The sequence below is a fragment of the Streptomyces sp. NPDC102259 genome, assembly GCF_044766465.1.
Taxonomy (GTDB): domain Bacteria; phylum Actinomycetota; class Actinomycetes; order Streptomycetales; family Streptomycetaceae; genus Streptomyces.
In genome coordinates this window covers 105,187-115,136 of record NZ_JBIWMA010000027.1, presented here as the reverse complement: position 1 = coordinate 115,136, position 9,950 = coordinate 105,187, and the positions used below count along the sequence as shown (strand labels likewise).

Annotated in this window: 9 protein-coding genes and 1 pseudogene; 8 read left to right on the top strand and 2 right to left on the bottom strand. The window is 72.4% G+C overall.

Annotated features, from left to right (window positions below; all coding sequences use genetic code 11):
* Nucleotides 1-127: 127 nt before the first annotated feature.
* Nucleotides 128-340, bottom strand: coding sequence for a hypothetical protein (locus ACIRPU_RS38160; protein WP_403875836.1), 213 nt, complete (start codon nucleotides 338-340; stop codon nucleotides 128-130).
* A 119-nt stretch (nucleotides 341-459) separates the two neighbouring features.
* On the opposite strand from ACIRPU_RS38160, the gene ACIRPU_RS38155 reads away from it, so the two are divergent.
* The 5 genes from ACIRPU_RS38155 (at nucleotide 460) to ACIRPU_RS38135 (ending at nucleotide 5,083) form a co-directional block, all read left to right on the top strand.
* Nucleotides 460-1,962 (top strand): MFS transporter, encoded by a 1,503-nt coding sequence (locus tag ACIRPU_RS38155; protein ID WP_403875833.1) that lies wholly within the window; start codon nucleotides 460-462, stop codon nucleotides 1,960-1,962.
* A gap of 138 nt (nucleotides 1,963-2,100) precedes the next feature.
* Nucleotides 2,101-3,114 (top strand): Ppx/GppA family phosphatase, encoded by a 1,014-nt coding sequence (locus ACIRPU_RS38150; protein ID WP_403875830.1) that lies wholly within the window; start codon nucleotides 2,101-2,103, stop codon nucleotides 3,112-3,114.
* A gap of 99 nt (nucleotides 3,115-3,213) precedes the next feature.
* Nucleotides 3,214-4,230: an iron-containing redox enzyme family protein gene (locus ACIRPU_RS38145; protein ID WP_403875827.1), complete on the top strand. Its 1,017-nt coding sequence runs from the start codon at nucleotides 3,214-3,216 to the stop codon at nucleotides 4,228-4,230.
* A 12-nt stretch (nucleotides 4,231-4,242) separates the two neighbouring features.
* A complete protein-coding gene (locus tag ACIRPU_RS38140) occupies nucleotides 4,243-4,905 on the top strand; it encodes a HemK2/MTQ2 family protein methyltransferase (RefSeq protein WP_403875856.1) in 663 nt (220 codons plus the stop codon).
* Complete coding sequence (locus ACIRPU_RS38135) at nucleotides 4,886-5,083, top strand: CDGSH iron-sulfur domain-containing protein (RefSeq protein ID WP_057604023.1); 198 nt, start codon at nucleotides 4,886-4,888, stop codon at nucleotides 5,081-5,083. The genes ACIRPU_RS38140 and ACIRPU_RS38135 overlap by 20 nt, the downstream gene beginning before the upstream one ends.
* A 272-nt stretch (nucleotides 5,084-5,355) precedes the next feature.
* Here ACIRPU_RS38135 and ACIRPU_RS38130 read toward each other — a convergent pair whose 3' ends face one another.
* Nucleotides 5,356-5,790 carry a subtilase-type protease inhibitor gene (locus ACIRPU_RS38130; protein WP_403875823.1) on the bottom strand — a complete coding sequence of 145 codons (435 nt, stop codon included), beginning with the start codon at nucleotides 5,788-5,790 and terminating at the stop codon, nucleotides 5,356-5,358.
* Nucleotides 5,791-6,146: 356 nt separating this feature from the next.
* On the opposite strand from ACIRPU_RS38130, the pseudogene ACIRPU_RS38125 reads away from it, so the two are divergent.
* The 3 genes and pseudogenes from ACIRPU_RS38125 to ACIRPU_RS38115 form a co-directional block, all read left to right on the top strand.
* Nucleotides 6,147-6,686, top strand: a pseudogene (locus ACIRPU_RS38125) (hypothetical protein); the annotation flags it as partial.
* Between the two features lie 297 nt (nucleotides 6,687-6,983).
* Nucleotides 6,984-8,582 (top strand): purine-cytosine permease family protein, encoded by a 1,599-nt coding sequence (locus tag ACIRPU_RS38120; protein WP_403875820.1) that lies wholly within the window; start codon nucleotides 6,984-6,986, stop codon nucleotides 8,580-8,582.
* Between the two features lie 125 nt (nucleotides 8,583-8,707).
* Nucleotides 8,708-9,877 (top strand): lactate 2-monooxygenase, encoded by a 1,170-nt coding sequence (locus tag ACIRPU_RS38115; protein WP_403875818.1) that lies wholly within the window; start codon nucleotides 8,708-8,710, stop codon nucleotides 9,875-9,877.
* Nucleotides 9,878-9,950: the final 73 nt, after the last annotated feature.

The window sequence follows — 9,950 nt, the reverse complement described above, 5'->3', positions numbered from 1 at the left end:
GCCACTCGCTACGACAAGACACGCGAGTCCTACCACGCCGCCGTCACCATCGCCTCAATCCTGCTCTGGATCTGACCTTTGAAGACGATCTCTAGGCCCGGGCCCAGACCTGGGCCCAGACCTAGACCTAGACCTGGGCCGTGTCCTGGCCGGTCCCGGCTCCCGGGACTCGCTCCCACAGCTCCGGGACCGGGGCGCCGTGCAGCTGGGTCGCCGCGACCCGCAGGGCCGCCGCGCCCGCGTCTCCGCCGGCCCCGCTGATCATCAGCAGCGCCGGGCCGCTGCCGCGCACCTCGTGGTACAGCCCCGTGCCGCCGACGTCGAACAGACCATCGCACATGTCCGGACTCCCTCACTAACGAAACTTTGCCGTTTCGCTGAAACTGGTCTAGCCTCGATGTGTACGAAACCGTTTCGTTTACTAGCTCTTTGCCCTTCACGTCCCTGGAGTGGTTCCCCATGTCCCCGAAGACCCTGACGGACGGCACCCGCACGGGCGCCGAACAGGGGCCGTCCGCAGCATCCGCCAAGAAGTGGTGGATCCTCGCGGTCGTCGCCCTCGCCCAGCTGATGGTGGTGCTCGACGCCACCATCGTGAACATCGCCCTGCCCTCGGCCCAGGCCGACCTCGGCTTCTCCGACGGCAACCGGCAGTGGATCGTCACCGCGTACGCGCTGGCCTTCGCCTCCCTGCTGCTGCTCGGCGGCCGGATAGCCGACCTCTTCGGCCGCAAGACCGCCTTCCTGATCGGCGTCGTCGGCTTCGCCGCCGTCTCGGCCCTCGGCGGTGCCGCGACCAACTTCGAGATGCTGGTCACCGCCCGCGCACTCCAGGGCGCCTTCGGCGCGCTGCTCGCGCCCGCCGCGCTGTCGCTGCTCAACACCACGTTCACCGACGCCAAGGAACGCGCCAAGGCGTTCAGCGTCTACGGCGCCATCGCCGGCGCGGGCGGCGCGGTGGGCCTGCTGCTCGGCGGCATCCTGACCGACGCGCTCGACTGGCGCTGGACGCTCTACGTCAACGTGGCCATCGCCGTCGTCGCCTTCGCGGGCGGCTGGCTGCTGCTCTCCAACCACCGCGACGCCGCGAACTCGAAGCTGGACGTGCCGGGTACGGTCCTCGTCGCCGCCGGTCTGTTCTCCCTGGTGTACGGCTTCTCCAACGCGGAGACCCATGACTGGGACTCGCCGCAGACCTGGGGCTTCCTGATCGCGGGCGGGGCGCTGCTCGCGGCCTTCACCTGGTGGCAGACCCGGGCCGCGCACTCGCTGCTGCCGCTACGCATCCTCCTCGACCGCAACCGGGCCGCCTCGTTCCTCGCCGTGCTGATCTCCGGCGCCGGCATGTTCGGCGTGTTCCTCTTCCTCACCTACTACCTCCAGCTGAACCTGGGCTTCAGCCCGACGAAGACCGGTGTGGCGTTCCTGCCGATGGTCGCGGCGCTCATGGTGGCGGCGCAGATCGGCACCACGGCCCTGGTGCCGCGCCTCGGCCCGAAGGCGGTCATCCCGCTGGGCTTCGCGATCGCCGCGGTGGGCATGGCCTGGCTGACCGGGCTCGGCGTCGGCTCCCACTACGTCAGCGCGGTGCTGCCGCAGCTCGTCATCACCGGTATCGGCCTCGGCCTGGTCATGCCGCCCGCCATGCAGCTGGCCACCGGCGGAGTCGCCGCCGAGGACGCCGGCGTGGCCTCCGCCACGGTCAACGCCATGCAGCAGGTGGGCGGTTCGATCGGCACGGCCCTGCTGAACACCCTGGCGGCGAGCGCCGCCGCCGACTACCTGGTGGGGAAGAACCCGGCGAACAAGATGGTCCAGGCGCAGGCCACCATCGAGAGCTACACCACGGCCTTCCTGTGGTCGGCCGGCTTCTTCGCGGCGGGCGCGGTCATCGCGTTCCTGCTCTTCCGCCGCGGGGTGCCGCAGCAGGACGCGGACGCGGCGCCGGTGGTCCACATGTGACGGGCCTTCGGCCGGAGCCGCGGAGCCGCGGATCCGCACCAGGGAGAGGGGCCGCCGTCCATGCGGGACGGCGGCCCCTCAGTGCCGCGTCCCGAGGTGCGCGGCACAGGGATGTTTAAGCCTGGGTACTCGCGGTCCATGAGAATCAGCGTGCTGGATGTGGGGTCCAACACCGTGCGGCTGGTGGTGGCGGACGCGGCGGGCGGGGTCCCCCTGCCGGTGCACACGGCCAAATGGCGGTTGCGGCTGGCCGAGCAGGTCGCGCCGGGCGACCCCATCCCGGAGGAGGCCGTGGAACGGCTCGTCCGCGCGGTCGCCTCTGCGGCCCGGACCGCGGACCGGTGGGGTGCGGCGGGCCCACTGGCCTTCGCGACCGCCGTGGTGCGCGCGGCCCCCAACCGGCGCGAGGTGCTGCGCGCGGTCCGGTCCCGGACCGGCGTCGCGCTGTGCACCCTGCCGGGCGAGGTGGAGGCGGAACTGACGTTCCTCGGGGCCCGCCGCTGGATGGGCTGGCGCTGCGGGCCGCTCGCCCTGCTGGACATCGGCGGCGGCTCCTTCGAAGTGGCCTTCGGCCGGGGCCGGTTGCCGGACTTCGTGGCCTCACTGCCGCTGGGGGCGGGCCGGCTCACCCACGACTTCTTCGCGGACCACGAGCCGCCGACCCCGGAGGCCCTGCGCGCGGCCCGGCGCAGGATCCGCCACCAGCTCAGGGACGTGGCCGCCCGGGTCCGCTGGGAGGGCCCGCGTACGGCGGTGGCCACCTCCCGCACCTTCCAGCAGCTCGGTCGGCTGTGCGGGGCCGCCCCCGGCCGGCACGGCCCCTTCATGGACCGCACCCTGCGCCGCGGCGACCTGCGCGAGGCCATCTCCACCCTGGCCGCGCTGCCCGCCGCCGAGCGCGCCCGGCTGCCCGGCATCTCCGCGCCGCGCGCCGCGCAGAGCCTGGCCGGCGCGGTGATCGGGCACACGGCGATGAAGCTGACCGGGCTGACCTCGGTCACCGTCTGCCCGTGGGCGATCCGCGAGGGCGTCATGCTGCGGCACATGGAGGACGGCCCGGCCTGGTGGGCCGAGGTCACCCGGCTTGTCGACACCGAGGAGGACTCACCCCTGGAGCCGGTCCCCCTGCGCCTCACCCAACACGGCCCCTGACCTGCCCGAACACCGACACCGCCGGGACCGGCCCCCGAGCGACCGGCGACCGGACACCCCCGGGCGGGTGGCCCGGTGTCCGCGGGGTACCCGGCGCGTATGGCACACGACCCCCATGGACCACAGCTGCCGGTCGCCCGGGGCCCGGCGTCCGCGGCCGTCCGCGGATATCTGGCCGGCACGGATCCGCTTCCGGCGGCGGAGACGGTCGCCTCCGCCTCCGCGTACGGCGACGACCTCCAGCTGGCCCTGTACCTCTGCTACGAGCTGCACTACCGCGGGTTCGCGGGCGTGGCCCCGGACCGCGAGTGGGATCCCGGCCTGCTGCGGGTGCGGGCCGCGCTGGAGCACCGCTTTCTGACCGCCCTGCGCGAGGACACGCCGGCCCACGACTCCGTCGAGGACGCGCTCGCCGAGCTGCTCGTCGAGCCGGTCGAGGGCTCGGGCGTCAGTCATTTCCTCGCGGCCGAGGGCGAGTTGTGGCAGGTGCGCGAGTACGCGGCCCAGCGGTCCCTGTACCACCTCAAGGAGGCGGACCCGCACGCATGGGTGCTGCCGAGGCTGTGGGGCCGGGCCAAGGCGGCCATGGCGGCGGTGGAGTTCGACGAGTGGGGCGGCGGCCGCCCCGACCGCGTCCACGCGCGGCTGTTCGCGGACCTGATGACGGACCTGGACCTCGACACCGCCTACGGCCGCTATCTGGACGCCGCGTGCGCCGAGACGCTGGCCACGGTCAACCTGATGTCGCTCTTCGGCCTGCACCGGGCCCTCAGGGGTGCGCTCGTGGGCCACTTCGCGGCGGTCGAGATCACCTCCTCGCCCGGTTCCCGGCGGCTCGCGCAGGCGATGCGCCGCGTGGACGCCGGACCCGCCGCCGCGCACTTCTACGACGAGCACGTCGAGGCCGACGCGGTGCACGAGCAGGTGGTGCGCCACGACGTCATCGGCGGTCTGCTGGACGAGGAACCGCATCTGGCCCCCGACATCACCTTCGGCCTCGACGCCACCGGGTATCTGGAGGACCGCCTCGGCGCACGCCTGCTCGCCGCCTGGCGCTCGGGAGAGTCCTCCCTGCTCACTCCGCTCGCCGAACAGGAAAAAGCACATATTTCCTGATTGTCGGGGTACTTGGTCGGCGTGAATCCTCTCGTACTCCCGGGCGTGTACGCCCCTCAGGAGGACACCGCCCTGCTGGCCGGGGCCCTGTCCGAAGAACGGTTGCTCCCGGGCGCCGACGTCCTGGACGTGGGGACCGGCACCGGCGCGCTGGCCCTGGAGGCCGCACGGCGCGGCACGCGGGTCACCGCGGTCGACGTGTCCTGGCGCGCGGTGTACTCCGCCCGCCTCAACGCCTGGCGGGAACGGCTGCCGGTGCGCGTGCACCGCGGCAATCTCTTCGCCCCGGTGCACGGACAATCCTTCGACCTGATCCTGACCAACCCGCCGTACGTGCCCGCCCCGGCCGGCGACCGTGCGGGTCGCGGGACGGCCCGGGCCTGGGACGGCGGCGGCGACGGACGGCTCGTGCTCGACCGGATCTGCCTCGAGGCGCCCCTGCTGCTGCGGCCCGGCGGAGTGCTGTTGATGGTCCACTCCGCGCTCAGTGACCCCGCGAGCACCCTGACGGTCCTGCGCGCGTCCGGCCTGAAGGCGTCCGTGACGCGACGCCGCCGTATTCCCTTCGGCCCGGTCCTGCGGGAGCGCAGGGACTGGCTGCGGGAGCGGGGCCTGCTGTCCGCCGACGACGAGAACGAGGAACTGGTGGTCGTCCGTGCCGAACTCCCCTGCTGACAGGCCCTGTCGGATCAGCGTCCAGCGCCAGGGCCCGCTGCTCGTCGAGGGGCCGGTCGAGGTGGAACTGGAGGACGGCACCACCGTCGCCTCCGACCGCTTCCGGGTCGCCCTGTGCACCTGCCGGCGCAGCCGCCGCTATCCCTGGTGCGACACCAGCCACCGGGAGCGGTCCTAGCGACCCGGCCCTGGCGACCCGGTCCTGGCGACCCGGTCCTAGCCGGTCCTGACGACGCGGCCTTGGCGACCGGCCCCGGCGACGCTGTCCCGGAAACCCTCCGGCGCGCCTTTCTGCCCGTTCCTCCCCTACGTGCACCGGAGACCGGCGGGCAGCCCCACACTGCCCGACCGGTCTCCGGGTACGGAATCGCGCTGCTCCCGTGCCAGGGGCTCGCACTCCCCACCTCACGAGCCTCTCTCGGCGTCCACGGGGACCACGCGATCCCGGTCTCAGAACGCGAAGAGGCTGCTCCTGGCAGCGTTCTTCACGCACTCGTTGGAGAAGGCGCGCTCGAAGGAGACGCGCTTGCCCTGCCATACGCCGTCGACGGTGACGACCACCGGGTCGTACTGCCTCGTACAGACGGCGTCACCCGGACCCGCCAGGGCGTCGAGGTCGCCGCCGGCGGCGCGCAGTTCGGCGCAGGCGAGGGCGGCCGCGGGATGCGTGCCAGAGGGCGTCGGGGCGCAGTTCAGGGTGACGGCCCGGGCCGCGTTGGCGGTGGCGGCGTTCTCTCCGTGACCCACGGTCAGCACGAAGGCCGACGGGGCGTAGAGGGAGGTCGGCGCTGCGGCCGGGGCGGCGAGCGCGGACCCGGTGAGGGATCCGCAGATGGTGGCGGCCGTGAGGCCGAGGGTCGCTGCCCAGCGCGCGGTGTTCCGCATTGTGTGCATCCTTCCGCTCGATTCGGGGGGTGCCGGTCCGGCTCGGTCGGTGTCGAACTCGGCGAGCGCGAGTCTGCCTAGTCCGGCGCCGAATCTCACATCGACCCCATGGGTTTCAGTAACCTTGCGTATTGAATCAGTGGCGAGAAGTGACGGAATTCGAACGTTCCAACGCCGGAAGCAAGCGCTTCATGATCCCGCCGGTCGACTGGATGACCGGTTTCCATAGCTTCGTTAATCGGCCTGAAACATTCCGCTCAAGCGCTCCGCTCCCTCCGCACACCCCTCGCTTCCGCTCTCGGCGGACTTCTTCTCGACCCCTTGCGTTCATGTACCAGCGGAGTAATCGTCATTACATGATTACGACCGAGCAGAAAGAGAAGCTGAGGGGCTGGTTCGCGGGCCGGCTGCCCGACGACCTCTTCGAGGGACCGGCCGAGGTGACGGTCGACCGCGAGGAGATCACCGTGATCGGACGCATCCCCGCACCCCGGCTCGCCGAGGACGCCCCGCCCGCCGAGCGCGAGGCGGCCGTCACCGCCCGTATCCAGGAGTTCCGGGAGCGCACCCGGGAGATCCGGATCGCCGTGGCCCGCGACGCCGAGCACCGGTTCCGGCGGAAGGTCGCCTGGGGTGTGGTGTGCGACGGGGAGCGCGCCCTGTTCACCCACATCGCCGCGCCCGTCATGACCCGGCTGCGCCAGCCCGAACGCCAGGTCCTCGACACCCTGATCGCCGCGGGCGTGGCCCGCAGTCGCAGCGACGCGCTCGCCTGGTGCGTGCGGCTGGTCCAGCGCCACACCGACGACTGGCTCACCGAGCTGCGGGACTCCCTCGAACACGTCCAGCGCGTGCGGGCCCAGGGACCGGACACGGGCCCCGATCCCCACCCCCACCCCGATCCCCACCCCCACCCCGGTTCCGACCCAGGCTCCGGCTCCGGCTCGGGCTCGGGCTCGGGCTCGGGCTCCGGCTCAGGTTCCGAACACGAAGGGGTGGCGGATTCGTCCACTCCCGGCACGGAAGAAGGATGATTCGTCCTCTGGTCGGGGTCTTGCCCCACGCCGTAGGTTCGGCAGACCCCGATCAGTGACGGCATCCGCCCGCGTCGCCCACCCCGCGACGGGACGGCCGTTCACCGTGCCGCGCCACCCCGCGCGCTCCACCGTCGACCGCCTGTTGCTGGAGCCCCCTTGACCCCGCCCTCCCCCGAACCCGCGCCGTCCGCGTCTCCCCCGTCGCTCACCGAGGTCGAGTCCCACGGCGTGGACCGCATCCCGGACGCCGAGCGCACCGCGACCCCCCTCGACCTGTTCCGGCTCGCCTTCGGCGGCGCGAACACCTTCTCCACCTGCGTGCTCGGCGCCTTCCCGATCCTCTTCGGCCTGTCCTTCTGGCAGGGCCTCGGCGCCACCCTCCTCGGGGTGGTCGTGGGCGCACTGATCCTGTGCCCGATGGCGGTGTTCGGGCCGGTCAACGGCACCAACAACGCGGTCTCCTCCTCCGCGCACCTCGGTGTGCACGGCCGCGTGGTCGGCTCGTTCCTCTCCCTGCTGACGGCGATCGCGTTCTTCTCCATCTCGGTGTGGAGCTCCGGCGACGCCCTGGTCGGCGGCGCGCACCGGCTCTTCGGCCTCCCCCGCGGCGATCTGACGTACGCCGTCGCCTACGCGTTGTTCGCCGGGCTGGTGCTCGCGGTCTGCGTATACGGCTTCCGGTTCATGCTGTTCGTCAACAAGGTCGCGGTCGCCTCGGCCACGGTGCTGTTCCTCCTCGGCGCGATCGCCTTCGCCGGTGATTTCGACGCGTCGTACGCGGGCGTCTTCACGGACTCCGCGGACGCGGCCACCGACGCGCTGTTCTGGCCGTCGTTCTTCGGCGCGGCGCTGATCGTGCTCTCCAACCCGGCGTCGTTCGGAGCGTTCCTGGGCGACTGGTCGCGCTACATCCCGGCCGCGACCCCGCGCCGCAGGGTGGTCGGCGCCGCGTTCCTGTCGCAGATCGCCACCCTGCTGCCGTTCGTCTTCGGCCTCGCGACGGCGAGCATCATCGCGTCGAAGGCCCCGGAGTACGTCGACCCGGCCGCGCCCGACTTCGTGGGCGGGCTACTGGCGATCTCACCGACCTGGTTCTTCCTGCCGGTGTGTCTGCTCGCCCTGATCGGCGGGATGTCCACGGGCACGACCTCGCTCTACGGCACCGGTCTGGACTTCTCGTCGGTGTTCCCGCGGCTGTCGCGGGTGCGGGCGACCGTGCTGGTCGGTCTGCTGTCGATCGTGTTCATCTTCGTCGGCCGGTTCGGCCTCGACCTCGTCCAGTCCATCTCGACGTTCGCCACGATGATCATCACGTGCACGACGCCGTGGATGGTCGTGATGATGCTGGGCTTCTACACCCGGCGCGGCTGGTACGACCCCGAGGCCCTCCAGGTCTTCAACCGCCGTCAGCGCGGCGGGCGTTACTGGTTCGCGCACGGCTGGAACTGGCGCGGCATGACCGCCTGGTGGGTGTCGGCGCTGCTCGGTGTGCTGTTCACGAACATCCCGGGCCAGTTCGTCGGCCCGCTGGGTGATCTCGCGAACGGCATCGACATCGGTCTGCCGCTGTCCCTGGCCGTCGCCGCCGTGCTCTACCTGGCGTTGCTGCGGCTCTTCCCCGAACCCCGGGCGGTGTACGGGCCCGAGGGGGCGCGGCTGGCCAGGACCGTGGAGGCCCCGGTGCCGCCGATCACCGGTCCGGGCACGAACGCCGGCGAACTCGCCGCCGTACCGTCCGGGTCGGCCGTCGACTGAACCGCCGGGCCCCCGCCACCGACCCGCCGGTATGGTCGCCCTGCGACGACGACCGCGACCGCGACTGCGACTGCGACTGCGACTGCGACGATCGACCACGGGACGGCGAGAGGCGGGACGTACGGATGGCGAAGCACTGGGCGGACTTCCAGTACGAGATCTATCTCAACGGGATGACGGGCGCGGTCCCCCGGCTGCCCACCGACCTGACCCGGCTCGAGGAACTCACCGAGCAGCGCCTCGGGCCCGGGCCGGTCGGCTACGTGGCGGGCAGCGCGGGGGACGGCAGCACGGCGCGGGCGAACCGTGCGGCCCTGGAGCGTCGCCGGATCGTGCCCCGCATGCTGCGGGACGTCCACGAGCGGGACCTGTCGGTCGAGGTGCTGGGCCGCGCCCTGCCCGCGCCGCTCGCTCTCGCGCCGGTCGGTGTGCTGTCGATCATGCATCCGGAGGCCGAGTCCGCGGCGGCCCGGGCGGCGGCGGCGCAGGGGGTGCCGTTCATCCTGTCGTCGGCGTCCAGCACGCCGATCGAGCAGGTGGCCGAGGCGATGGGGGACGCCGAGCGGTGGTTCCAGCTGTACTGGTCCAAGGACCGCGAGGTGACCCGCAGCTTCCTGCGGCGGGCGCGGACGAGCGGGTTCACGGTGCTCGTCGTCACCCTGGACACCCCGCTCCTCGCATGGCGGCCCCGCGATCTCGACCAGGCCTATCTGCCGTTCCTGCACGGCGTGGGCACCGCCAACTACTTCACCGACCCGGCCTTCCTGGCGGGCCTGGCCAAGCCGGTCCACGAGGACCCGAACGCGGCCGTCCTGCACTTCGTCAACCTGTTCGCCGACCCCGGCAAGACCTGGCCGGACCTGGCGTTCCTGCGGGAGAACTGGGAGGGGCCGATCGTCCTCAAGGGCGTTCTGCACCCCGACGACGCCCGGCTGGCCGCCGACGCGGGGATGGACGGCGTGGTGGTCTCCAACCACGGAGGCCGGCAGGTCGCCGGTTCGGTCGCGGCCGCCGACGCGCTGCCCCGGGTGGCGCGGGCGGTCGGCGACCGGCTGACGGTGCTGTTCGACAGCGGGGTGCGCACCGGCGACGACGTCTTCAAGACGCTCGCCCTCGGCGCGCGGGCGGTGCTGCTGGGCCGTCCCTACGCCTACGGTCTCGGCCTGGACGGACAGCCGGGCGTCGAGCACGTGATCCGCTGCCTGCTCGCCGAGTTCGACCTCACCCTGGCGCTGTCCGGCCACGCCGGCCCGGCGACCGTGGGCCCGGCGGACCTCGTCGAGGACGCCGGGTGACGACGGGCGGGTGACCGCGCGGCCACCGGTCGCCGCCGTACAGCCGGGCCGTGCAGCCGGCGGAGGCGGAGGC

What these genes read in the sequence shown, in the direction of transcription:
- ACIRPU_RS38160 (WP_403875836.1), bottom strand. Translation starts at nt 340, where the DNA reads ATGTGCGATGGTCTGTTCGACGTCGGCGGCACGGGGCTGTACCACGAG.
- ACIRPU_RS38155 (WP_403875833.1), top strand. Translation starts at nt 460, where the DNA reads ATGTCCCCGAAGACCCTGACGGACGGCACCCGCACGGGCGCCGAACAG.
- ACIRPU_RS38150 (WP_403875830.1), top strand. Translation starts at nt 2,101, where the DNA reads ATGAGAATCAGCGTGCTGGATGTGGGGTCCAACACCGTGCGGCTGGTG.
- ACIRPU_RS38145 (WP_403875827.1), top strand. Translation starts at nt 3,214, where the DNA reads ATGGCACACGACCCCCATGGACCACAGCTGCCGGTCGCCCGGGGCCCG.
- ACIRPU_RS38130 (WP_403875823.1), bottom strand. Translation starts at nt 5,790, where the DNA reads ATGCGGAACACCGCGCGCTGGGCAGCGACCCTCGGCCTCACGGCCGCC.
- ACIRPU_RS38115 (WP_403875818.1), top strand. Translation starts at nt 8,708, where the DNA reads ATGGCGAAGCACTGGGCGGACTTCCAGTACGAGATCTATCTCAACGGG.